General features: G+C 65.0%; 19 protein-coding genes. 8 read left to right on the top strand and 11 right to left on the bottom strand.

Features of this window, described 5'->3' with window-relative positions:
- Positions 1-29: 29 nt before the first annotated feature.
- Entirely contained in the window at positions 30-1,508 is a 1,479-nt protein-coding gene (locus ABIE56_RS18735; protein ID WP_429245320.1) for a SulP family inorganic anion transporter, read from the bottom strand.
- 310 nt (positions 1,509-1,818) lie between these two features.
- Here ABIE56_RS18735 and ABIE56_RS18730 point away from each other — a divergent pair, with 310 nt between their 5' ends.
- Positions 1,819-2,313: a hypothetical protein gene (locus ABIE56_RS18730; RefSeq protein WP_429245319.1), complete on the top strand. Its 495-nt coding sequence runs from the start codon at positions 1,819-1,821 to the stop codon at positions 2,311-2,313.
- 2 nt (positions 2,314-2,315) lie between these two features.
- A complete protein-coding gene (locus ABIE56_RS18725) occupies positions 2,316-2,936 on the top strand; it encodes a hypothetical protein (RefSeq protein ID WP_429245318.1) in 621 nt (206 codons plus the stop codon).
- A gap of 138 nt (positions 2,937-3,074) precedes the next feature.
- Here ABIE56_RS18725 and ABIE56_RS18720 read toward each other — a convergent pair whose 3' ends face one another.
- The 5 genes from ABIE56_RS18720 to ABIE56_RS18700 form a co-directional block, all read right to left on the bottom strand.
- Positions 3,075-6,080, bottom strand: coding sequence for a TonB-dependent receptor plug domain-containing protein (locus ABIE56_RS18720; protein WP_429245317.1), 3,006 nt, complete (start codon positions 6,078-6,080; stop codon positions 3,075-3,077).
- Between the two features lie 112 nt (positions 6,081-6,192).
- Positions 6,193-8,121: an enterotoxin gene (locus ABIE56_RS18715; RefSeq protein WP_429245316.1), complete on the bottom strand. Its 1,929-nt coding sequence runs from the start codon at positions 8,119-8,121 to the stop codon at positions 6,193-6,195.
- A 53-nt stretch (positions 8,122-8,174) separates the two neighbouring features.
- A complete protein-coding gene (locus ABIE56_RS18710) occupies positions 8,175-9,098 on the bottom strand; it encodes a 1-phosphofructokinase family hexose kinase (RefSeq protein ID WP_429245315.1) in 924 nt (307 codons plus the stop codon).
- A complete protein-coding gene (locus ABIE56_RS18705) occupies positions 9,095-10,018 on the bottom strand; it encodes a carbohydrate kinase family protein (RefSeq protein ID WP_429245314.1) in 924 nt (307 codons plus the stop codon). The genes ABIE56_RS18710 and ABIE56_RS18705 overlap by 4 nt, the downstream gene beginning before the upstream one ends.
- Positions 10,015-11,190, bottom strand: coding sequence for an SIS domain-containing protein (locus ABIE56_RS18700; protein WP_429245313.1), 1,176 nt, complete (start codon positions 11,188-11,190; stop codon positions 10,015-10,017). The genes ABIE56_RS18705 and ABIE56_RS18700 overlap by 4 nt, the downstream gene beginning before the upstream one ends.
- 80 nt (positions 11,191-11,270) lie before the next feature.
- On the opposite strand from ABIE56_RS18700, the gene ABIE56_RS18695 reads away from it, so the two are divergent.
- Genes ABIE56_RS18695 through agaR form a run of 3 tightly spaced genes read left to right on the top strand, consistent with a single transcriptional unit; the run spans position 11,271 to position 14,220 of the window.
- Positions 11,271-12,176, top strand: a complete 906-nt coding sequence (locus ABIE56_RS18695; protein WP_429245312.1) for a class I fructose-bisphosphate aldolase — start codon at positions 11,271-11,273, stop codon at positions 12,174-12,176.
- An 11-nt stretch (positions 12,177-12,187) separates the two neighbouring features.
- Entirely contained in the window at positions 12,188-13,408 is a 1,221-nt protein-coding gene (locus ABIE56_RS18690) for an amidohydrolase family protein (RefSeq protein ID WP_429245311.1), read from the top strand.
- A gap of 8 nt (positions 13,409-13,416) precedes the next feature.
- Positions 13,417-14,220, top strand: coding sequence for a transcriptional repressor AgaR (gene agaR, locus ABIE56_RS18685; protein WP_429245310.1), 804 nt, complete (start codon positions 13,417-13,419; stop codon positions 14,218-14,220).
- 38 nt (positions 14,221-14,258) lie between these two features.
- Here agaR and ABIE56_RS18680 read toward each other — a convergent pair whose 3' ends face one another.
- A complete protein-coding gene (locus tag ABIE56_RS18680; protein WP_429245309.1) occupies positions 14,259-15,599 on the bottom strand; it encodes a PAS domain S-box protein in 1,341 nt (446 codons plus the stop codon).
- Between the two features lie 114 nt (positions 15,600-15,713).
- Entirely contained in the window at positions 15,714-16,640 is a 927-nt protein-coding gene (locus ABIE56_RS18675; protein ID WP_429245308.1) for a LysR family transcriptional regulator, read from the bottom strand.
- Positions 16,641-16,754: 114 nt separating this feature from the next.
- Between ABIE56_RS18675 and ABIE56_RS18670 the strand changes: the two genes are divergently transcribed.
- Positions 16,755-17,939, top strand: coding sequence for an MFS transporter (locus ABIE56_RS18670; protein ID WP_429245307.1), 1,185 nt, complete (start codon positions 16,755-16,757; stop codon positions 17,937-17,939).
- A 9-nt stretch (positions 17,940-17,948) separates the two neighbouring features.
- Here ABIE56_RS18670 and ABIE56_RS18665 read toward each other — a convergent pair whose 3' ends face one another.
- A complete protein-coding gene (locus ABIE56_RS18665) occupies positions 17,949-18,365 on the bottom strand; it encodes a hypothetical protein (RefSeq protein WP_429245306.1) in 417 nt (138 codons plus the stop codon).
- Between the two features lie 126 nt (positions 18,366-18,491).
- On the opposite strand from ABIE56_RS18665, the gene ABIE56_RS18660 reads away from it, so the two are divergent.
- Complete coding sequence (locus ABIE56_RS18660; RefSeq protein WP_429245305.1) at positions 18,492-19,253, top strand: AraC family transcriptional regulator; 762 nt, start codon at positions 18,492-18,494, stop codon at positions 19,251-19,253.
- A gap of 64 nt (positions 19,254-19,317) precedes the next feature.
- Complete coding sequence (locus tag ABIE56_RS18655; protein WP_429245304.1) at positions 19,318-20,238, top strand: DMT family transporter; 921 nt, start codon at positions 19,318-19,320, stop codon at positions 20,236-20,238.
- Between the two features lie 4 nt (positions 20,239-20,242).
- Here the strand turns inward: ABIE56_RS18655 and ABIE56_RS18650 are convergent, their stop codons facing one another.
- Both ABIE56_RS18650 and ABIE56_RS18645 read right to left on the bottom strand, forming a co-directional pair.
- Complete coding sequence (locus ABIE56_RS18650) at positions 20,243-20,905, bottom strand: DUF1345 domain-containing protein (protein WP_429245303.1); 663 nt, start codon at positions 20,903-20,905, stop codon at positions 20,243-20,245.
- Positions 20,906-20,988: 83 nt separating this feature from the next.
- Positions 20,989-23,193, bottom strand: coding sequence for a transferrin receptor-like dimerization domain-containing protein (locus ABIE56_RS18645; protein WP_429245302.1), 2,205 nt, complete (start codon positions 23,191-23,193; stop codon positions 20,989-20,991).

Genomic DNA, 23,193 nt, shown 5'->3' with positions numbered 1-23,193 from the left:
ACATCAAAGCCGAACGAAAACCTGCGGCGTCAATGTCCCGGTGCCGAACGGGCGTCTTCCTTATCGTGGGTACCCAGGCGCGCGACCAGCGTGGCGCTCGCACGATTCAGCCCGCGAACCTCAACCGGTATAGCGCGATCACGGAATTTGAGCACCACCTTGTCTAGCGCCCCCACCGCGGTCAGGTCCCAAAAGTGGGCCTCCTCGACGTCGATGACCACGCCAGAAAGGCCATCCTCATGCCCATCGAACGCCTCGACGAACGCCTCGGATGACGCGAAGAAAATCTGCCCTTTGACCGAATACGTGCGTTCGCCCTGACCGGAGAGCGAGCTATCCACATCCAGCAGCCGCCCCACCTTCGTGGCAAAAAAGACGGCCGAGAGCAGCACCCCGGTCAGTACGCCCCGGGCAAGGTCATGGGTCCACACGGTAACCACCACTGTAGCCAGCATGACTACGCTGCTGGAGGTGGGGTGCGAACGGAGCGTAGCCAGCGAGCGCCAGCTGAAGGTGCTCAGTGACACCATGATCATGACGGCGACGAGCGCGGCCATCGGGATCTGGCTGACCCAGGGCGCGCCAAACACCACGAGGATGAGCAGCACCACGCCAGCTACGAGTGTCGAAAGACGCCCACGACCGCCCGATTTTACGTTGATCACGGATTGGCCGATCATCGCGCAACCCGCCATGCCGCCGATCATGCCCGTGGCGATATTCGCCAGGCCCTGGCCCACGCACTCACGATTCTTGTCCGAGCGCGTATCGGTCATGTCATTGACGATCTGCAAGGTCATCATCGACTCGAGCAGGCCCACCACCGCCATGGTCAAGGCATGCGGCAGCACGATCTGCAGCGTATCCAGGTTCAGCGGCACATCGGGCCAAAGGAACCGTGGCAGTGAATCAGGCAGTGCGCCCATATCGCCCACGCGGTGGATATCCATGCGGAACACGACGGCGACAATCGTGAGCACGACGATGGCCACCAGCGGCGAAGGTACCGCCTTCGTCACATACGGGAACAGGTAGATGATCGCGAGACCTGCCGCGCACATGGGATAGACCATCCAGGCCACCCCCACCAGTTCCGGCAACTGAGCCAGGAAGATCAGGATCGCCAGCGCGTTGACGAAGCCGGTCACCACGGAACGCGAGACGAAACGCATCAGCGAACCGAGCTTCAGCGCACCGATAGCCATCTGGATCAGGCCCGTGCAGATCGTGGTGAGGAACAGATACTGCAGGCCGTGCTCCTTCACCAACCCCACCATGAGCAGGGCCATGGCGCCGGTGGCGGCCGAGATCATGGCCGGGCGCCCGCCGGCGAATGCGATCACCACCGCCATCGAGAACGAGGCGTACAAGCCGATCTTGGGATCCACGCCCGCGATGATCGAGAAGGCGATGGCTTCGGGAATAAGGGCAAGCGCGACGACGAGGCCCGAAAGGACGTCGCCACGCACATTGAAGAACCATTGCTGGCTCCAACGGGTGGTATGCATGGGTATGTTTTCCAGATGCGCCGGCGGAACGCGCGGCAAGCGTCAACCCCGCGGCCAGTGGCCGCGGCCGTTACAGGGGAAACGGCGGTGGATCAGGGTGGCGTAAGCACCGGGGAGGACTCAGATAGCGTGAATAGCCCATAAGAATAGCACGCGCTTGCGCTATTAGGCCTGCGTCAGGGATTACATTCGGACGCGAGGCACGCTCACCCCGTGGGAAGAAAAGCCCTACAATCAAGACGTAGCGACTCAGCCAGACTGTCCAGCCCCGCCAAGGCGCCGCTGAGACCACCCCATGGAAGCCCTCCGCATGTCAGATGACGACTTCAGCAGCAAACTTCGACACTTTGCTCAGGAGCGAACGGCTAAACCTTCGATTGATTGGGATGCAAGACGGACCTGGTGGAAGTCACGTGTCGAAGAGCTTTTCCAATCCATCGCCCACTGGATCGCGCCGCTCCTCGACGACGGGACCGCAGAACTCGTCTGCGGGACCCTGACCCTGAAGGAAGATTTCATCGGCACGTACCCTGTCACGCAGGGTGTGATCCGCGTAGGCGGCGAGTCGGTCGAGATCGTACCGCAAGGCACACTTATCGTCGGCGCAGTGGGTCGCGTGGACCTGAAAGGACCCGCCGGCGATGCCATGCTTTTACTCATACATTCGGGCACGCCAACGACCCAGCCGGCATGGGTCGAGTCGTCATGGCACCTGGCGAACGCACAGTCGCGGACAGCGCTGATTCCTCTCGATCAGCACGCGTTTCAGAACACCTTGCTCAACATCCTGGGCATTGAGTCCTGACCATGCTTTTCTCTGATCCATCCAGAACCGACCCTGGCAGCATCGTCGCATGGCACAAGGTGTGTGAGTCGGGAATCGATCGCGAGCTGCTGGAAGCGAAACACGCCGTGATCCACGCTCGACCCTTGGGCACTTCGGCAGCCGAGGTCATCACGCCACACTCCACGCTAAATCAGATTGATGCCTACTTTGCGTCAAGCAAACGCGAGATAGAAATTGCCGCCATACTCACACTGATTGCATCAATGGAAGCGAGGATACGGCTGGACGCAGCTTTCCGATCAAACAATTCCTCTGCTAATGGCTTCCTCGGTGGCCGCCTGAAAATCCTGTTCGCCAAATCTCAACGTACGTGGCAAGTACCGCTCTATGAACGAGGGATTCTCGATGAATGGAAACTCGCAGGCAACGCACTGAACACCCCGGGCCTCGCAATGACCATTGGAAGTTTTTCCGATCTTCTCAAGATCAGACACTGGACCGCGCATGGACGCTATTGGCTGCTAAAAACAAACCTCGAAGTCACCACCAGCATCCAGGCATCGAACACGATCTTGAACCTCGAGAAGCAGATGAACCAGTTCTGTGCGGCGTCGGGCTGGGCCCCATTCCCCTCGCGGTGACTGTCCCATCACCTCGTCGTCGCTGGAGTAACTAAAAGTTCCGGCATCCTTGTAGGAGCGTGCTTGCGCGCGATGGGTGCTTGCGGCTAGATCGATCGCGCGCAAGCGCGCTCCTACAAGGGCTTTCAACCTGCTGGCTTAGTAGTCGTAGGTGATGGAGAAGCGCACGTAGCGGGGGTCCTGAAGGTAGAGCGGGGTGCGGTAGAGCGGGTTGGGTGAGCCCGTGGCGTCCTGGTAGTAGTGCGGGTTGATGCTCAGCTCAGCCTGTTCGTTAGTCACGTTGAACACGTCCAGGTTAAGGCCCAGCTTGTGGTCGGCGAAGGCAGGCGTCCAGTGCAGGCCCAGGTCGAGCTGCCGCTGCCACGGCATATTGCCGGTTGAGCCCGGGGGCGCTGGGCGGCCATCGCAGAAGTGGTAGTTGGAGTTGTAGCCGGCAGGGTCGGAGTTATCGCTGCCAAACAGTCCCAGGCAAGTGGAGGGGCTGCCTGAAATAAGCGACAGATTGCCCGACACCATCCACTCCGGGTTGATCTGCCAATACCCGTACATCTTCAGCTGATGCTTGTGGTTGTTACCCTGCAGGCCGTTGCTGTAGACCATCAGCGCCGGGAAATCCCAGTCCTCCGACTGCGACGGACCATCAGACTGCACGTTCGACTGGGTCAGGCCTTCCGTATTGCCGTAGCTGCGCGAGTACGTGTAGTCGACACGGCCATACCACGAGCCATCGAAGGGATGCTCCAGGAAGGTATCCAGCGCATAGTAGTTACGCTTGATCTTCGGGAATCCCATCTCCGCATTGCTGAGCTTTACATCGTGGGCATTGCCCGCGTCATCCAGCACCACGAACGTGTTGGCCTTGCCGGGGTTGATCAGGTAACAGCTATTCACCGACGCCGCGGTGATGCCCTGTGCCGCTGCCGCATTCGTGATCCGGTCCACGTCGCAGAAATCATCGATGCCAGTACGCAGTACGCGCCGGGAAAGCTTGGCACCGTAGACCCAACGGTTATCGATGCTCTTGCTGAAGCCCAGCATGTATTCGTCCTGGTACTCGGACTTCAGGCTTTTCGCGGTCACCGTGCGCGGATCGGGCGGGACGCCAAACGCGTTATTGGCCGACACCGGCCCGGACAAGGCAGTGAGGCCCGAGGGCGTGCCATCGGCGCCAATGCCCGAGTAGGTGAAGTACTGGGTAGTGCTGGTGTAGCCGGCTGCCGCACTCAGGGCCGGTGCCAGCGGCGAGCCGAGGTAATAGCGCCCCGCGTTACCGTACACCTTGAACGAAGCGTCGCCTTCCACATCCCAGCTAAAGCCAAGACGGGGCGCCCACTGCGGCTTCGTCTGCGTGATATACGGCTGGCTATCGCTGTTGTAGTTGGTGAACTGGTCGTTGCGCAGGCCCAGCGACAATAGCAGGCGGTCAGTGGCCTGCCACTGGTCTTCGATGTACTGGGCCCGCTCAGTCGTGCGCACGGTGGCCACCGCCGAGGAGACGTTCTTCATCACGTAGTAGCCGCCTGCGCCGTCGGGCGTGCTGTTCGGCGGCGCCACACCCAGGCTGGGCGCCGGGCTATTGCCGGGCAATGTCGTGAACCCGTATGACCACGAGTATCCCGGGCCTGACGTACGCGCGCCCTGGTCTTCGGCCGTGGCCTTGAGGTTATCGATACCGGCCGTGATCGTGTGATCACCCAGTTGCCAGGCCAGGCTCACCCGCAGGTTGTTCGAGCGGTTGCCCTGGTTCGGATCGTAGATGCTCGATACCGTCTGCCCCGCCGTCCGCGGCAAGCCGCCGGTGAACGCGGGGTTCTGGTTCTCCGTACCACTCACGTAGGTCAGCGCTTCGTTGTAGCCGACCGGCGCTTCGTAGTTCAGCGTGTGCATCTTGCCGTACTGCGCGCTCAGGGTGAGCGTATCGGTAAGGTATCCCGTGTACTTGGCGGTCCACAGGTTGCCGCCCGTCTTGATGGTATCGGCGTGACCTATCTCGTCGCCGCGCTGCAATGCGTTGAAATCGTACTTGTAGATATCCCCGCTGGTTTCGCGGGTGTTCGATGCGCCGGTCACTTCAAGGATATTGCTATCGGAGATATTCCAGTCGAGCTTGCCGTACCACTTCGGCATCTTGTACTCGTACGAAGTGTACGGGCTGGTCGATGTCACCGCGCCGAGCCTGTCGCCCTCGCTCTTGGCCCATTCGCCGGAGGCGAAGAAGAACAGCTTGTCCTTGATCAGCGGGCCGCCGACATACGCGTCGTATACCGTGTTCCAGTTGCTGTTCTTGCTGCGCGGGGAATACAGGTTGCCCGCCACGGGCACGGGTGGCAGGCCATTCTGGTAGTACGTGTTGTCATATGAAGCGCGCAAAGAGGCCGGATCCCAGCTGAGCTTGCCGCCGAAGTGCCAGTCGTTGGTGCCGCGCTTGCCCACCATATTCAACACGCCGCCATCGGAGCGGCCGTACTGCGCGCTGTAACCGCCTGTGTAGACCTCCTGCTGGTCGATGGAGCCGTAAGGCAGCGTCAGGCCACCGGCCGCCTGCAGGGGATCCGTCGTGTTGAAACCGTTGATGTAGTACGCGTTCTCGTTGGCTGCGGAGCCACCAAAGCTGATCAGCGATTGGCCGGTGGGCCCGGTGAAGCCACCCGCGTTACCAACCACACCGGGGGCCAGGCGGGCGGCGGCTTCGGCATTGAAGCCCAATGGCAGCTTCGCCAGCTGCTGCGAGGTAATGACCGTACGCGAATCGACGCTGGCCACATCGATCGGCGGCAACGCACTGGCCGATACCGACACGCCCTCCAGGTTCTGGGTCTCGGAGGCCGCGGCAGGTGCCGCGAAGGAAACATCGGTCGCCGCACCGACCCGCAACGCCACGTTCTGATGGCTCTGCACCGTCGCGCCCGCCTTGCGCAGCGATACCGTGTAGTTGCCCAGCGGCAACTGCGCGATGGCATAGCGGCCACGCGCATCCACCGGTACATCACGCTGGAACCCCGTGCCGCTTTCAATGTGCACGGTGTCGCCCGTGCCCGGTGCCACCTGGCCGCTGATCGTGCCAGTGGTCGATTGTGCCAGCGCACCCCCGCTGGCCAGGCCCGCCGCGATCACCGCGGCCAGAACACGCTTGCGATACTTCATGCCCTGCTCTCCCCATTTTTAGGCAACACTCCTCCCTCGCGACCATGCCCCCCCGGCGTGCGCGTGAGATGAGCGATGTGGACGCCCCCGTGGCACGGGGGCGTGGTTGTGGTTACGGCGTTAGTTCGAGAGTCATCACCTGGAACGGCTGCAACGTGATCGTGGTGGGCGTATCGGCGCCCAGCGACTGCGCCGGCTTGCCTGCATCCACCTTCCACGGGCTGCGGGCCTGGAAGTGGCGCTTTGCGCCTGGCGGCAGTTCAAGCTGGCGGTCCAGGTCGACAACGAATGCCTGTGGCTTATCCGAGGGATTACGCAAGGTCAGGATGGCCTTGGCAGGCGTCCACGAAGCCCAGCCATACACATCCAGCCGGCCCGGATCGCCGCCGACCCAGTGCGTATCGCGGAGAACGCCGGCATTCGTACGCGACCAGCGCGCGGCTTCCGCCAGCGTGTCCCAGTCATCGGTCGAAAGCAGTTCCGGCGTGATGTACAGCTCCTGCAAGGCCGTGCCGCTGCCAAAGTACGAATGCACTTCGTTGGCGAAATCGTGCCCCGGGTCGGTGTTGAGCTTGCGGTTCTCCCGCGCGTAGATGATCCCGTGGAGCATCAGCGAGTTCAGCGGGAAGAGCGGACCCTTCTCCACGATGTTGTGGTACGTCTCGCGGTCGCGGTACGTGATCCAGCGCTCGCGCTTGCTGCCCACGCCGACCAGTTCATCATCCTCGCCATCGCGCCAGATCGAATCGGCGTACATCAGCCAGAACGGCGAGGCCAGCGTGCCGGTGGTGAGGTTGATGAAGAGATCCGGCTTGGCCGTGCGCAGGTCGTCGATCAGGTGGATCGCGGCATCGAAGTCACTATCGAACACGCTGCCCGGGAACACCTTGTTGGCGTTGCCGGTGCCATCGAACTTGAACTGATTGACGCCGTTATCCTTCACCAGCGCCATCGTCACATCGTGGAAGCGCTGGTAATACTTTGGCCCGGAAAGTGCCATGCCCTTGTCGACGATCTCGTAGCCAGCTTCGCCGGCGCGCTTTGCGCGCTCCTTTGAGGGCGGGCCATAACCACCCCACGGCGACAGCCACATGCCCGGCGCCGCACCGTACGCCCTGGCGGCCTCGGCCAGCGGCTTGAAGCCGTGCGGGAAATCCTTACTGAACGCCCAGCTGCCGCTGTAGTCGTCCCAGCCGTCATCGAACAGGAACGAATCCAGCGTCACGCCACGCTTCGTCGCCAGCTCATCGCCGATGTGGTGAATGCGCTCGAGCGCCTGCTGCTCGGTGTACGGCGTGAAGTAACCGATGTCATACCACGAGTTGTAATGCAGGAACGTGCGGTAGGGGTGGGCGCGCTCGCGTTCGATATAGGTCAGGAAATCGCGACGAAGCTGGTTATCGTGGGTGGCGCCGATGGCCGCCGAATACGTGACCGAGGTGCCTTTGCGCAGCGGTAGTTCGCGTTCCACCCACATCTGCACCTTCGTGCCACCGCTCACCAGGCTCTTCGACAGCGGGTTCTCGAAGCCCAGCCAGTCGTGGCCAGAAATGACCGGCGAGCCGTCAACACTGCCGACCACCTCTGAATCGGGGATCTTCGCCTGCAGCAGGTCCACGCGCTGGACCGACTCATCCGCCTTCAGCGCACTGATCGTCACCACTTCACGCAGGTAATCGGAACCATCGCGCTGCACCCAGGCCACGTCCACGCGGAAGCGCCCGCCTGCGTCGGTAAAGCTGGCCTTCAACACCTGGCCGGGCAACCGCTCCGAGCCCCGCGAGGCCTTCGTGTCGGCTTTCAGTGTTTCGGTGCGCCACGTGCCGGTAATACGGAAATCGTTGGGGCCCAGCACGCTGCCATCGGCCATCGTGAGCTGGAACGGCACGGCGATGGGAAGCTCGCGCTGGTTGATGTGGTCGGTGGCCACCACGTTGGTGACCTTGCCCTCGGCGACCTGCCAGGCCAGTGTCATGGCGCCCTTGCCGAACTCATCCGCCGCCGCCAGCGGCGCCAGCGTCACCGCGCATGCCGCTGCCAATGCACGTATCCGAAACCCTGCCTTCCCCATCCACTCTCTCCCAAGCTCGTTAACTACACATCCAGTGGCTCGACACGGACGAGCGGCCGCAGGCCGTCCACCGTTTCGAGCCTTACGAATCCTGTTTCTTCGCCCAGCGCATTGGCGGCACCGCAGGCGACGGCGAGGCGTAACGCATCGGCAAGGCCCTCACCCCGGGTCAGCCCCGCGATGAGGCCGCCAAGGAAGCAATCCCCGGAGCCCACTGTGTTGCGTACACCTTGCACCTCCAGCGCCGCTTGCCAGGCGCCGTGCTCGTTCACCGCCACGGCACCCTGCCCGCCCAGCGTCAACACGGCATGCCGTACGCCTCGCGCGTGCAGCGCACGTGCGACCGCTGCGGCATCGCCGATCGTGTTCACGGGCGCGCCGAGCAGATCCGCTGCCTCTGCCGCATTGGGCTTCAGTACCCAGGGCGACGCCTCCGCGGCCAGGCGCAACGCGTCGCCACTCGCGTCGATCGCGCAGGGCAGCGCCAGCTCGCTGGCAACCCCGGCGTAGTAGGCCGGATCAAATCCCGGTGGCAGGCTGCCGGTGCATACCACGGCGTCGCTTTCCAACGCCCAATGCCTAAGTACCTGGTCGAGTACGAAACGGGTGTCCTCACCCGGATCGTCACTGCGCTCCAGCACCTCGGTGATACGGCCGCCCGCCTCACGAATGGCGAGGCACTGGCGTAGCGGCACCGGCGAGCGCACGGCACGAAAATCGACGCCGCGCAGGCGCAGGCGCTCGTTGAACTCTGCCGCGTGTGCGTCATCGCACAAGCCGACAAGCGTGACCGGGAGGCCCAAAGCCGCCAGCGTCTGGGCGACATGCACGCCCTTGCCACCGGGCCGCTCATCAGCGGGGCTGGATCGGTTCACTTCGCCGGCCCGCAAGGTGCCTACGTCGACAAGGCGATCGATGGCGCTATTGAAGCCGGCGACGGTAATCATGGACACGCCTCCAGGAGCGCACGCACCTCAGCCACACCGGCTTGCGCGGGGGTACCCCCGAGCGCTCGCGTCGACAGGGCCCCGCACGCGGCGGCCCAGCGCAGGCAATGCGCCAGCGGCTGGCTACGCAGCCACGCATACAGGAAGCCCGCATTGAAATTGTCCCCGGCACCGGTGGTATCCACGGCGGCGACGGTGAATGCAGGGACGCGCACGACGCGCTCGCCATCGAGCGCCAGGCACCCTTCGCGCCCGTGTTTCACGATGACCGTGGGCCCGATCGCCGCGAGCGTGCGCAGCGCGGTCTCCACGTCATCGGTGTGTGCCAACGCGCATGCCTCCACCGCATTGGGCAGGAACACGTCCACAAGGCGCAATGCGGCAAGCAGACCCGCATCCCAGGTCCCTTCGGGATCAAACCCCGGATCGAGCGACACCGTAAGGCCAGCGGCACGGGCGCGCACCAGCAGATCGATGATGCCGGCCTGCAGATTGCGCTGCAGGAAGTACGAGGAGATGTGCAGGTGTGCCGCGCCGCGAAGCAATGTATCGGGAATATCGGCGCCACCCAGGTCGGCGATGGCACCTGGGAAGGTGACCAATGCCCGGTCGGTAGCACACGAAAGTGCGACGGTCAGGCCCGTCGCCTGGGCGCCGTCGGTGATCACCGCATCCGTTTCAATGCCGGCATCGCGCAGGGCTGCAACGCAGAAGCGACCACGTTCGTCATCGCCGACACGGCCCACAAAACGCACGGTATCGCCCAGCTTCGCGAGCCCAAGGGCGCAGATCATCGACGAGCTGCCCGGCACCTGGCTTGCACCCCCGGCGAGCATCTCGGTGCCGAACGCCGGCAGCGCGTCGATCCCGGTCAGGATCAGGTCGACGTTCATCTCGCCGGCGACGACAATGGTGCTCACGCAGCGCCCCCCTCGTGCAGCGTGAACTCACCGACCACGCGGGTAAGCACGCCTTCCGATGGCGCATCCGGGCGGTGGCCCAGCTGCAGGCAGCGGAAGAAGGCGAACAGCTGGCCTACCACCGTATGCACCAGCAGTTGCTGGGCGGGGGGCAACGCATAGAGTCCGGGCAGATCCACCGCGAGCCCGCGCGGCCCCGCCAGTTCCGGTTCGATATCCTGGCTGACGACGATACGCGTACCGCCCAGCCCCTTGCCGTTGAGCTCGCGCAGCAGGTCCGCTTCGTACGCACGCACGCTGGCATCACCGGAAAGGAAAGCGACCAGCACCCCGCCGCGATTCAGCCAGGCCATGGGTCCGTGGCGGAAGCCGAGGAAACTCTCCGCCAGCGTCACGGTGTCACCGCCGCTCATTTCCAGCATCTTCAATGCCGATTCGCGCGCCGCCCCGTAAGCGCCGGCGCTGCCGAGGTATACCGCCGTGTCGCGTTCGCCGGCAGCGACGGCCGCCAACGCATCCGCGTACACATCGAACACGCGCTCAACCAGCGCCGCCGCACCATCGGCCGGGCGCGTCGCAGCCAGCGCACTGCCCGCCAGCAGCATGTTGGTGAAACTGCTGGTCATCACCAGGCTGCGGTCGTTGGTGCGCGGATCGAGCACGATCACCGCCACGCGCGGCTCATCGACATAGCGCGTGGCGAGGCGGCCGTTGCCGTTACAGGTGATGACCAGATGGCGCCAACCCGGGGCATGGGCCAATACCGCATCGACGGCACCCACGCTTTCCGGGCTATCGCCGGAGCGGGCGATCGACACCAGCAGGCCATCCGGGCCCGGCAGCACGCCGGCGCGGTGCGTAAGCAGGTCGCCGGCCGGAATGGCACGAGCCGGGATACCCAGCTCGGCCTGGAGCACCGGGGCGAGGGCTTCCCCCACGTACACGGAGCTGCCCGATCCGGTAAGGGCCAGCTGCGCGGGGCGCACGGCTGTGACGCGATCCAGGATCGCGCGGAAGGCCGCACCCTGCGAGCCGGCGGTGGTCCGCCAGGTGGCGGGCTGTTGCAGGATCTCGCGCAGCGTGTCCACATACCCCAGTTCAAGCTGTCGGGCATCGGGCATGCCACGCAGGCCGGCGAGGGTGGGAACGGATTCGTTGGAAGGGACGGTCATCGTGGGGCTTGACTTACGGTAGGTTGAAAACGAAAGATAACGAAACTTTCGATTGCAGAGTAGCCCCGAGGAATCACGACATGCAAGCCCCGACCCACGAGACCCCCACGCTCGCCACCCTCGACCTGCCACCCGGCAAGCGTACGCGCCTGCAGCGCATGCTTTATGGCCACGGGCCGGGTAACGGCACCCTGCTCGTCCTGCCGTTGGACCAGGGCCTGGAACACGGGCCCACGGATTTCTTTCCCCACCCGCCAGCCCTCGACCCGACCTACCAGTTCCGGCTGGCCGAGGCCGGCGGCTTTTCCGCCATCGCACTGGGCATTGGCCTGGCCCAGAAGTACATCGGCCAGTACGCCGGGCGGGTGCCGCTCATCCTGAAGCTCAACGGCAAGACCAACATCCCTGACGATGGCGACGCCACGTCGCCGCAGTTCGCCTCGGTGGAAGATGCCGTGCGCCTGGGCGCCGATGCCGTGGGTTACACGCTGTACGTCGGCTCGCCGCGCCAGCACGACGAACTGCGCCAGCTACGCCAGGTGCGCGAAGACTGCGATCGCTTCGGCATGCCGCTGGTGCTGTGGTCGTACCCGCGCGGCGCCGCTATCGATGCACGTGGCGGCAAGGGCTCGCTCTATGCCCAGGATTACGCCGCCCGCGTGGCACTGGAAGTGGGCGCGGATATCGTGAAGCTGCACGAGCCGGATGACCGCCGCGATGGCGTGCCGGGCCCGTACGCTTCACTGGATGAAGATGCTGCCGGACGCACGTCGCGCGTGGTTCGCTCCGCTGGCCGTACCATCGTGCTGTTCTCCGGCGGCGAGAAGAATGACGACGACGACGCGGTGCTGCGCAAGGTGGAGTTCTACATGCAGCAGGGCGCGACTGGCGTGATGTTCGGCCGCAACATGTGGCTTCGCCCGTTCGAACAGGCCGTGGCGCTCACCCGCCAGGTGCATGAGATCATGAAGCGCTACCCGCGCTGAAAGGCTCGCTGATGACTGATGATCGCCACGACGAGGCCTGGGCTGGGTGCCTGTGCTGTTCACCGCCCGCCGCCCAGGCATCGGGTGGCGGGGAGGCAGGCAAGAACCCGCTCGAGACGGCCCCGGTCAATGCCAGCCTGCGCCTGGTCGATTTCGCCCCGCGCAGCATGCTGGCCCCCACGGGCACGCGCATCGAGACGCCACGTTTCCCGGTGATCGACATGCACACGCACCTGACGTGGATGAAGCGGACCCGTGGCGGTGTATCGCTGGGCGAGGAGATGGTGCAGTTCGCCGCACCGGACGACCTGCTGCCCTTGATGGACCGCAAGGGCATCCGCTGCATGGTGAACCTCACCGGCGGTGTCGGCCGCGGCCTGGAGGACTCCATCGCTCGCTTCGATCGTGCCGCGCCAGGGCGTTTTCTCACCCTCACCGAACCGTCGTTCCACCTGTTCGGTGAGGCGGATTACCCCGCCCTGCAAGCCGACGCGTTGGCGGCCGCCGCACGGCTCGGCGCGCGCGGGCTGAAGCTGCTGAAGACGCTTGGCCTGTACCTGCGCGAGGGCATCGATAGTGGCGCGCTCGTCGGCCTGGACGACCCGCGCTTCGATCCCATGTGGGAAACCTGCGCGGCACATGGCTTGCCGGTATTTCTTCACACCGCCGATCCGCTGGCGTTCTTCGAACCCACCGACCGCCACAACGAGCGCTACGAAGAACTGGCCCAGCACCCGGACTGGTCGTTCTACGGCCGCGACTACCCGTCGCACGCCGAACTCATGGCCGCCCGCGACCGGGTGATTGCGAAGCATCCGGGTACCACCTTCGTGCTCCTTCACGTGGGCAACCAGGGCGAGCGCCTGGATGACCTGGCCGCCACGCTCGCCCGCTTCCCGAATACCCTGGTGGATATCAGCGCGCGCATCGGCGAACTGGGCCGCCAGCCCCGGCGCAGCCGGGCTTTCATCGATCGGTTTCAGGACCGCGTCCTGTTTGGCACCGATGCGGTACCCCCGCCCTACGGCAACGCCGTGCCGCAGCAACTCCTGTGCGATGAGCTGTACGAGATCTACTACCGTTTCCTCGAAACCGAGGACGAGTACTTTGATTACGCTCCGGCGGACACGCCGCCGCAGGGGCGCTGGTCCATCTACGGGCTGGGCCTTTCTTCGGCTATCCTGCGCAAGGTCTACCACGACAATGCGGCACGCCTGCTGCGCCTGGACTAGAAAAGCGAATGAGCGAACGACGCGGCAAGGCGCCGCCGAAGAAACTGCTGATCGAGGAGCGCCGGCGCGCCATTGTCGAGCTCCTCCGCCAGGAAGGCCGGGTTACCGTCGATAACCTGGTGGCGCGCTATGGGGTTTCCGCCGTGACGATCCGCGGTGACCTGGAAGCCCTGGAGCTAGCCGGGTCGGCCAAGCGCTCACATGGTGGCGCCGTGCCCGCCGAGCCCTCGCCGCAGGATGTGCCCCTGCTGATCAAGGAAACCCGCCGGCTGGCCGAGAAGCGTCGCATCGGCGATGCGGCCGCGCGCATGGTGGGGGATGGGGAAACCATCATCCTGGACTCAGGCTCCACCACGGTGGAAATCGCGCGCTGCATCCGCCAGCGCAAGTGGACTTCGCTCACGGTCATCACCAATGCGCTGAACATCGCCCTGGAGTTGAGCGGGCTGCCCACGGTACGCGTGATGATGCTGGGCGGCATGCTGCGGCAAACCTCGTACTCCCTGGTAGGCATGGATGCCGAACGCGCCCTCTCCCGCCTTTCCGCCGATCGCCTGTTCCTGGGCGTGGATGGCCTGGATACGAAGATAGGCGTGACCACGCCGGATCCGCAGGAAGCCAGCCTGAACGCGCTGATGGTGAAATGCTCGCGCGAAGTGGTCGCCGTGCTCGATGCCAGCAAGATCGGCCAGCGTAGCCTCGCCGTCATCACCCCCATCACCGGCCTGAACGTGGTCATCACCGACACGAGCGCCCCGAAGGACGCCATCCACGCGCTGCGCGAGCAAGGTGTGGAAGTCCAACTCGTCTGATCACGCTCTTTTAGGAGCGCGCGAGCGCGCTCCTACAGTCACATTACGGCGAGGCGATCGCGGGCCGTGGCCAGCAACGTGGCGATCCGGGCGGCTGCATCCTTTGATTGAGCGGCCAGCGTGCGGACTTCATCGGCCACGACGGCGAAGCCCTTGCCTTCGGCGCCTGCACGCGCGGCCTCAATGGCCGCGTTGAGTGACAATACGTGGGTCTGGAAGGAGATTTTCGTCACCGTTGCGGCAATCGACTCCACACGATCGGTGAGATCCAGCACATGCTGGCTGGCGTCGTGGCGCGCGGTTACATCGTGGCCATGCATCACCAACCTGGTCGGCTGACCTTCCGCATCGCGTAGCACGCTAACGGTGGCGGCGATGCGCACGCCCTCGCCATCACTACGCTCCAGCACCAGTGCCCCGCTCGCATCGCGCTGGTCAGCCAACGCCTCTCGCCCTGCCCTGCCCATGCTGTCGAGCACATTGGCCGGCACAGCGGGGGCATCGGCACCCAGCAGGTCGCGCAACAACGGGTTGCCCGTAAGCCAGCACCCATCCAGCGCCCATTCGGCCACGAGATTCGTGCGGTCGATCGCCTGCAATCGCACGCGATCGTCCTCGCTGCGCAGCTTGGTCGCGGTGATGTCGGCGATTACGCCCACGTATTTCTCGATCGTGCCGTCTGCGGTGCGGACCGGATTTACCACCATCGAGGCCCAGTACGCCGTGCCATCCTTGCGGTAATTGAGCACCTCGTCATGGATCGCTTCACCGGCTAGCAGCTTGCGGCGCACGGACGCCACGGTCATGCGATCTGTCGCGCGGCCTTGCAGGACATCGCCCGGCTTGCGCCCCACGACCTCGGCGGCCGCATAACCGGACATACGTTCAAACCCGTGGTTCACGTACTGGGTGATCCCACCCGCATCAGTGATCACCACCGCGTTATCCGTATGGTCGGCCACCATCGCGAGCAGGCGCAGCATCTCGCGGCGCGCCACCTCCTCACTTACGTCGCGGACGAAGGCCGTGTAGTGGATGCCGTCCGGCAACTGGATACGCGACATCGCGAGCGATACCCAGAGCAAGGTTCCATCTGCGCGTTCCAGTTGCACCTCACGGCTTTTGCCAACGATGCGATCGGGGCGACCGGCGCGGTTGGCATTCACCATGGCATCGTGGCTGCCCTGGATGGCAAAGGGCACCAGCATGGAGACGTTGCGGCCAATTACCGCGTCGCGCGGGTAACCCCATAGCCGCTCCGCCGCCGCGTTGTAGAAGGTCACGTTGTTGGCGGCATCGATGCTGACTACTGCGTCAAGCGCCTGTTCCAACGTTTGCTCGAAGGTGATGTAGGCGCGCCGGCCTGCCTCATCCTGCATTGCCGGTACCGGTGCCCGACGACGTTGCCACCAAACGCCAAGCCTTTCCATCCACGAAACCATCCACTGCTCCTGTTACTGCCTGGGGAGCCCGCGTAACGGCGCACCAAGGCGTCAGCTTGATGCGATATCAGGCGGCTGCGGCGTTCCGCCACGCAAGATGCCCTCGGGAAACATATGTTCACTGAAGAAATCGATGAATACGCGAAGTTTGGGCAGTACGTGCCGTCCCGACGGCCACAGCAGGTGGAAGCTGCTCGATGCGTCCAGGAAATCATCGAGGAGCGTGACGACCGAACCGTTCGCCAGCGCTTGCCGTGCGGAATGATCCGGCACGAACGCGATACCATGGCCGCGCGCGGCGAAATGCACGCGGCTCTGGATGTCGTTGCACACCAGCGATTCGGGCAAACGAAGCTCCGTGGCATGGCGCAGCGGCCACACCTCAAGGCGGCCCGTGCTGGGGTAGCGATAGTGCATGCACTTGTGCGTAACGAGGTCCGCTGGCGTTCGCGGCGTGCCGTGGTCATGCAAGTACGCGGGGGATGCGATGAGGTAGCGGTTGAAGCTGCCCAGGTAGCGCCCGGCCAGCCGCGAATCCGCCGGCTCGCCAACGCGAAGTACCGCATCGAAGCCTTCCTCGATCACATCCACCATGCGGTCGGTGAAATCCAGATCGAGCACGATATCGGGGTAGGTCGCGACGAAATCCGCCAACACGGGCAGCACGAGGTCGTTGACGGTAGGCAGGCTCACGCGTAGCCGCCCCTGCGGATTGCCCACGCGCTCGGAGAGTTCGGTCTTGGCGGCCTCGGCTTCCGCGAGGATCCGCCGGCAGCGGGCGAGGAACAGATGCCCCTCGGCCGTGAGCGTCACGCTACGCGTACTTCGGTGGAACAGCCGCACGCCCATCGAGGCTTCCAGGCGGGCGATGCTTTTACCTACCGCGGCGGCGGACACGCCCAGCATGCGCCCCGCATCGACAAAGCTGCGCGTCTCGGCGACACGAACGAAGGTGTGCAGGCTGCCGAAGCTATCCACGGCGAACTCCCGATTGCGGACATTTTTGTCCTTTATGCGGCGAACTCTACCCGTCTTTATCCGCTATCGCATCCACCCTATGCTCCTTGCCATTGTTTTTCATGGAGATTCCCGATGACCCGGATGCAGCGGGAGGCCACGGCCGTACCCCACGTTTTTCCCTGGACAGGCTTACTGTGCCTGGCCGCGGCCGGCTTCATCACCATCATCACCGAGGCCCTGCCCGCAGGCCTGCTGCCCACGATGAGTGCCAGCCTGGGCGTGAGTGAGGCTCTGATTGGCCAGTTGGTGACGGTGTACGCCCTGGGTTCTGTCCTGGCGGCCATTCCGGTGGTTGCGCATACGCGACGCTTCAACCGGCGGCCTCTGCTGCTTACGGCCATCGCCGGCTTTGCCGTGGCGAACACGATTACGGCGCTGTCGGGTTCTTACGCACTGATTCTCGGGGCACGCTTCGTCGCTGGCGTGAGCGGCGGCCTGCTCTGGGCGCTGGTGGCGGGACACGCCCTGCGCATGGTGCCCGGAGAACGGCAGGGCCGTGCGATGGCCGTGGCGCTGGTCGGTGCCCCACTCGCCTTGTCGCTGGGCATTCCCGCAGGCACCTGGCTGGGTAACGCCATCGGCTGGCGCGCCACGTTCGGGATCATGTCGGCCTTCAGCGCAGGCCTGTTCGCGTGGGCGCGTTTCGCGCTGCCGGATTACCCGGGGCTGGCCAACCCGGGCCCGCTGCGCCTGCGCAAGGTGATCGCGCTGCCGGGCGTCGCCCAGGTGCTCGGCACCCTGCTCGTCTTCATCCTGGCCCACAACATCATCTACACCTACATCGCGCCACTCGTGACCATGGCGGGCGCAGGCGCGGCCGTGGACAGGTACCTGCTGGTGTTTGGCGTGGCCTCGGTGGCTGGCATCTGGCTCGCGGGGGCATTCGGAGACGCACACATGCGCCGGCTCGTGGTTGGCGGCGTCATCGGGTTCCTGGCATCCGCGCTGGCCATCGCGATATTCCCGCATGTACTGCCGGTGCTCGTCGTTGCGCTGGCCGTATGGGGCGTCGGCTTTGGCGCCACACCCACGCTGTTGCAGACCGCACTCGCACGCAACGCTGGCGAATCGGCGGACGTGGCGCAGTCGCTGCTGGTGACCGGCTGGAACCTGGCGCTCGCCCTGGGTGGCATCGTGGGCGGGGCCGTGCTGGCTCGCACCGGTGCGGGCGCACTGGCGTGGAGCACGCTGCCACTGATCGTGGTGGCGCTGGCTATCGCATGGCGGCCAGCGGCATGGCGCCGCCCGGCCGCCTGAGCCTGTGGATCAGGTGCCGTCCGCCGGCACTTCCACCACGTCGCGCACGCTATACACATCAATCGCGTACGGCGCGGCGGCGTCGCCGGTGGACTTGAAGCGACCGAACACCGTGGCATCCGCCCGGGCGTTCTTCTCCGAGATGATCCGGCGGAAGCTGGATACATCGCGCTTGCGGCCGTTGCCATCATCGATGGTCAAGGCCACGCCGCCCTTGCAGGTCGCGTCGGCCAGCGTCGCGACCTTGCCCTCGCTGGTGGCCACGCCACGCACCGTTACGGTGGTACCGACATAGCGCGATGCGGTGCCCAGCACCGTGCACAGGCTATCGGGCGGTGTTTCGTCGCCCCTGGCAAAAGCCGGGCTGGCGGCGAATACAAGGCCCAGGGTGACCCCCGTCACCCGGATGAAGGTTGGCACATTCATGGTGATTCCCCCGTTGTCACAGGCCGAAAAGGCCCCGCCGTTTGGACGGCTGAACGGAAGATCACCCCAATGCCGCAACGCGTCAATAAGAAAAATGGGCATGCAACTGGGCTTAGAATGGCTTCCATGGCCGCTTTCCCCGCCCAACCGGACCTGAGCCTGCGTAGCTACGAAGGCGACACCGGCACCGATCGCCACGACTGGGCGCAGCTGGTGCTGCCCGTGCGCGGTTCGCTCACCCTGGATATCGCAGGCCGCGAGGGCCGCCTGGGCGTGGCGCGCGCTGCCTACGTGCCTACCCAGGCATGGCATACCACCATCGGCGACCGGCCCAACCAGTCACTGGTGCTCGATGTGGCCGGCACCGATATTCCGGATTGCCTTGCGGACCAACTGGCCAGCGAGGCCTTCGTGCCCATGGCGCCGCCGGCAATGGCGCTGGTGGAGTACATGCGACTGCTGGTTGAAGATGGCGCACCGGCCACCGGGCAACTCGCCCGCTGGGTTCCCCTTCTACTGGATGCGCTGGGCCGGCAGCGCCCACGCCCGCTCAGCCGGCTCCAGGCCACCCTGGCCGCGGCGGAAGAATCGCTCGGCCATCCGTGGACCACTGCACTCATGGCCCAACATGCCAACCTCAGCCCGAGCCGGGTGCACGAGCTGTTTCGTGCCGAGCTGGGCACGACGCCACGGGCATGGCTCGCGGAACGGCGCCTGGCGCGTGCGCGCGAATGGCTGGCGCGAACCGATCGCTCCATCGCGACGATCGCGAGCGATGCGGGCTACGGCGACCAGAGTGGCTTGACCCGCGCCATGCGCGAGGCCATGGATACGACGCCCGCAGCCTACCGCCGCCAGCAACGCGAGACCGCGACAAAGATCCCGTAGCCCGCGCCAAGCGCCTGCGGGCGCCACGCTGCCATCATGGCCATGCGTACTTCAAGGAATCCGCGTGGACGGCAAGGCGAACCTACCCCTGGGCATCCTCTTCGGCATCGTGGCCGGAGCACTATGGGGCACCGTATTCGTAGCCCCGCAACTCGCCCGCGACTTCACGGGCCTGCAGCTGGCCGCGGGGCGTTACCTCGTTTACGGGCTCGTGTCGGCCGTGCTGCTCATCCCCCGCTGGCCGGCGTTGCATGGCTGGATCGAAGCGCGGCATTGGCGCGCCCTTGTCGGGCTGAGCCTGCTGGCGAACATCATCTACTACATCGCGCTGGCCACGGCGGTGCAATGGGGTGGCGTCGCCATGGCCTCACTGGTGATCGGCTTCCTGCCGGTCGCGGTGACGGTGGTGGGTAGCCGCGCCGCCGGTGCCGTAGCGCTACGTCGCCTCGCGCCGTCATTGTTCTTCAGCGCCATCGCCATCCTTTGCATCGGCGGGCAAGCGCTGGCCGGGGGCGGCCAGTTCGACTGGCGACGCGTCGCGGGTTTCCTGTGCGCCGTCACGGCACTGGTTTCCTGGACCATCTATGCGCTGCGCAATGCCAAGTGGTTGCATGCGCTCCCCCACGTTTCCGCACATGACTGGAACCTGCTGACCGGCCTGGTCACCGGCGCGCTATCGCTGTTGCTGATACCCGCCGCGTTGTACTTCGATGCCACGACGCATAGCGCCGGCGCGTGGACGCGCTTTGCCGCTATCAGCGCGGGTATGGCGGTGTTCGCGTCGATCCTGGGCAACAACTTCTGGAACCACATGAGCCGCATGCTGCCGCTCACGCTGGTCGGGCAGATGATCCTGTTCGAAACCCTGTTCGCCCTGCTCTACGGTTTCCTCTGGGAGTGGCGCCTGCCCGTCGTAACCGAATGGATTGCCATGGCCTGCGTGGGCCTGAGCGTGGCCACCTGCCTGCACGCCCACCGCCGTTGACGAATCAGGCCTTGCCGGCTGCGATGTTCACGCTGATCGCGATGATGAACACGTTGAAGAAGAATGCGATGGCGCTGTGCATCAGCGCGATCCGCCGCAGGTAGCGCGTGCAGATCTGCACATCGGAAACCTGGAACGTCATCCCGATGGTGAACGAGAAGTACGCGAAGTCCCAGTAATCCGGATCCTCGTCGCCGGGGAAATCCAGCCCCTTGTGCTTGTCGCCGAAGTTGCCGTAGAACCCGTGCGCGTAGTGCAACGCGAACAGCGTATTCATGAACGCCCACGCCAGGATGATGGTGCTGGCCGCCACCGCGATGGCAACGACCCCGCCCTTCTGCGCGGACTCCAGCTCCGTGCTTACGGCAACGAGAACGGCGGAGGAAAGCACCACACCAGCCAGCAAGGTGGTCCAGCGCCCCACGTCCTGCGCCTTCGCCTGCGCCTCGATCGTCGCCTTGTCGGCGTGGAGGAAGATGCGCAGGATGAGTAGCAGGTAGACCAGCGCACCCAGGTCGAAGCCCAGCATGAAGGACAGCGCATGCGGGATGCGCGTGGTCTCCAGGATGGCGATGGTAACGGCGGCGACGAGCGCGCCTACCAGCAAACGGGGGCGGGCCTCGACGTAGCGTCGGGCCCACCAGTGGGGTTTGGGCTGTCCGGTCATGGGGCGGACTATAGCCGGTGGGTGTGAAGCCGGTGCGAGAGGTGTTCGCGGTGCCGGAACGGGCATCGCGCGCGAGCGCGCTCCTACAGGAGCGTGGTCGCTTGCTTCAGTACCGCCGTGGCCTTGCGAGTGGCTTCGGTGGTTAACGCAATTTCTTGCTTTGCCTGGGCCCAGTCCTTTGCGCCGATGGCATCGCCGATGCCCGGGAGGGGTGCGACCTCTTCACCTTCCTTGCGGCTGGGGGCCTGGAGCAGGTGGCGGTACCACGGGCGCTGCGGCAGGCCTGCGGGCTGGAGCCAGGTGGTGGCGAACTCGCGGAGGGCCGCGTTGACCTTTGCCGCTTTTGCCGCCGGCACATCACCTGCCCTGCCGGCGGCTTCGTCGTACGCCCTGGCCGCCGCCAACAAGTCTTTCTGCGCTGCCTGCAGGTCGGAGAGGTCGAGCGCTTGCCACCCCTCGTCGACGCGTGCCGGTGCCTTGAGCTGCCGGTAGCTCACGGAAGCAAGCCGGTACGCATCGCTCTCCACGAGCGCGTTGTGCCGTACCGCGTCCTGGTAATCCTTCTGCGCGCCGGCCTGCAACCGGTCGATATCGTTGCCCAGCGACCGCGCGAAGGTGGTGTACCGCCACGGCAGCACATCGGCGTTCGCCGTACGCAGTACAAGGCGCGCGTTGGTCTTCGCCAGCAGGCTCACGTAGGCGAGCCCGGGGTCGCCAAAGCGCTGGTAGTGGGTGTAGGTGTCGTACAAAGAGTGGTAGATCGGCACGCTCTCCTCGTCGCCATCGCGGTCGTAGCCATAACGCACATGGAGCGAAGGCACGCCAAAGCGATGCGCGAACGGCAGGTAATCGGAACCGGTACCGAGGCGCTCGGGGATGATGCTCGGGTCGGCATCCTTGCCCTTCTCCGCAGCGTCCACGGCGCGCTTGGCCAGCCGGCGCGCCTGCACCGTGGCGCCGGTTTCCGGATCGTGCAGGTCCGCCGCCACGCCGTCGATCAACGCTGCCAGCGACGGATCACCACCCGCCGACAGGAAACCGCGCCCGGTGGTGTCGTTGTTGAGGTAGAACACCGCGTGCTTCGCCAGTTCGCTGGCGTGCCGTTCGGCCCACGCCTTCGAGCCCAGGATGCCCAGCTCCTCGCCATCCCAGCTGGCGAAGACCAGCGTACGTTTCGGCCGCTGCCCGGCTTTCGCAAGCTCACCCAGTGCCTTCGCCTCGGCAAGCAAGGCGGTGGTGCCGGCTAGTGGGTCCCAGGCGCCATATACCCACGCATCGTGATGCACGCCACGGATCACCCACTCGTCGGGCCACGTGCTGCCCTTGAGCGTGGCGACCACGTTGTACAGCGTACGCCACTCCCAGGGTGAGGCCACCTCGAGATGGACAGCCGCATCGCCACCTAGGTGGTACGTGAGCGGCAGGCCGCCCTGCCAACGCAGCGGCACAGCCTTGCCACCCAGGGCGCCGAGGAAATGCGCCGCATCGCCATAGCCGATGGTTACCACGGGAATCGACAGGTCGGCGGTGTGGTGCTCCGCCTGCAGGGTCTTCGCACCCTTCGCGTCCAGCACGCTATCGATACCCAGCGTGCCCCGCTGCACCGTGCGCTCGGTGCGCCACGCACCGGTGGGGTACACATCACCCTTCGGGAAGCCATCCGCCTCGGGGTCGGAGTAGATCACGACGCCCACGGCGCCATGCTGCTGCGCCAGGCGTGGCTTTACCCAACGACCCGCGCCGCTGGATTTCACCAGGGCCACCTTGCCCTTCACCGACTCGCCGAGACGCTCCAGCTCATCGTAATCGCGCGCCAGGCCCTCGTTGACGAACACCAGCGGCGCATCGACCCGGCCATCCGGGCTGTACGACTCCATGCCCGGCAGCACACCCTCGCGGTGTGCCGTGTCGGGGTCTCCCGCCACCTCGGGTTCGGTGAAGTCTGCGGCGTAATGATCACCGCCGCTCAACGACAGCTTCTGTGTCGTCGGGTAAGCCACGAGCACCCGTACCGGTTCCACGCGCACATCCCAGCCCCAGCTGCGCAGGCTGGCGGCAATGAAGTCTGCGTTTTCCTTGTTGTGCGGCGAGCCGACGTGATTGGGCGCGGAGGTCAGCTGTTTGAGCCAGCCATCGAGATCGGCGCTGGCGATCGAACCATCCACGCGCTGCTCGATACTGCGCTCTGCGACGGAAGACGATGGCCCGAAGCCCACGAGCGCGGCGTCCTTTGCGGCGACGACGCCAGTGGCCACGGAAAGAAGAAGCGAAGTTATAAGGACACGCAT

This window comes from Luteibacter sp. 621, from assembly GCF_050435445.1.
Lineage (GTDB): Bacteria > Pseudomonadota > Gammaproteobacteria > Xanthomonadales > Rhodanobacteraceae > Luteibacter.
Note: the sequence above shows the minus strand (reverse complement) of the source record. Positions and strands in the feature narration are given on the sequence as shown.

Bases quoted from the DNA above. Each gene is read 5' to 3' on its own strand.
- ABIE56_RS18735 (WP_429245320.1), bottom strand. From the start codon at position 1,508: ATGCATACCACCCGTTGGAGCCAGCAATGGTTCTTCAATGTGCGTGGC.
- ABIE56_RS18730 (WP_429245319.1), top strand. From the start codon at position 1,819: ATGTCAGATGACGACTTCAGCAGCAAACTTCGACACTTTGCTCAGGAG.
- ABIE56_RS18725 (WP_429245318.1), top strand. From the start codon at position 2,316: ATGCTTTTCTCTGATCCATCCAGAACCGACCCTGGCAGCATCGTCGCA.
- ABIE56_RS18720 (WP_429245317.1), bottom strand. From the start codon at position 6,080: ATGAAGTATCGCAAGCGTGTTCTGGCCGCGGTGATCGCGGCGGGCCTG.
- ABIE56_RS18710 (WP_429245315.1), bottom strand. From the start codon at position 9,098: ATGATTACCGTCGCCGGCTTCAATAGCGCCATCGATCGCCTTGTCGAC.
- ABIE56_RS18700 (WP_429245313.1), bottom strand. From the start codon at position 11,190: ATGACCGTCCCTTCCAACGAATCCGTTCCCACCCTCGCCGGCCTGCGT.
- ABIE56_RS18695 (WP_429245312.1), top strand. From the start codon at position 11,271: ATGCAAGCCCCGACCCACGAGACCCCCACGCTCGCCACCCTCGACCTG.
- ABIE56_RS18690 (WP_429245311.1), top strand. From the start codon at position 12,188: ATGACTGATGATCGCCACGACGAGGCCTGGGCTGGGTGCCTGTGCTGT.
- agaR (WP_429245310.1), top strand. From the start codon at position 13,417: ATGAGCGAACGACGCGGCAAGGCGCCGCCGAAGAAACTGCTGATCGAG.
- ABIE56_RS18680 (WP_429245309.1), bottom strand. From the start codon at position 15,599: ATGCAGGATGAGGCAGGCCGGCGCGCCTACATCACCTTCGAGCAAACG.
- ABIE56_RS18670 (WP_429245307.1), top strand. From the start codon at position 16,755: ATGACCCGGATGCAGCGGGAGGCCACGGCCGTACCCCACGTTTTTCCC.
- ABIE56_RS18665 (WP_429245306.1), bottom strand. From the start codon at position 18,365: ATGAATGTGCCAACCTTCATCCGGGTGACGGGGGTCACCCTGGGCCTT.
- ABIE56_RS18660 (WP_429245305.1), top strand. From the start codon at position 18,492: ATGGCCGCTTTCCCCGCCCAACCGGACCTGAGCCTGCGTAGCTACGAA.
- ABIE56_RS18650 (WP_429245303.1), bottom strand. From the start codon at position 20,905: ATGACCGGACAGCCCAAACCCCACTGGTGGGCCCGACGCTACGTCGAG.
- ABIE56_RS18645 (WP_429245302.1), bottom strand. From the start codon at position 23,193: ATGCGTGTCCTTATAACTTCGCTTCTTCTTTCCGTGGCCACTGGCGTC.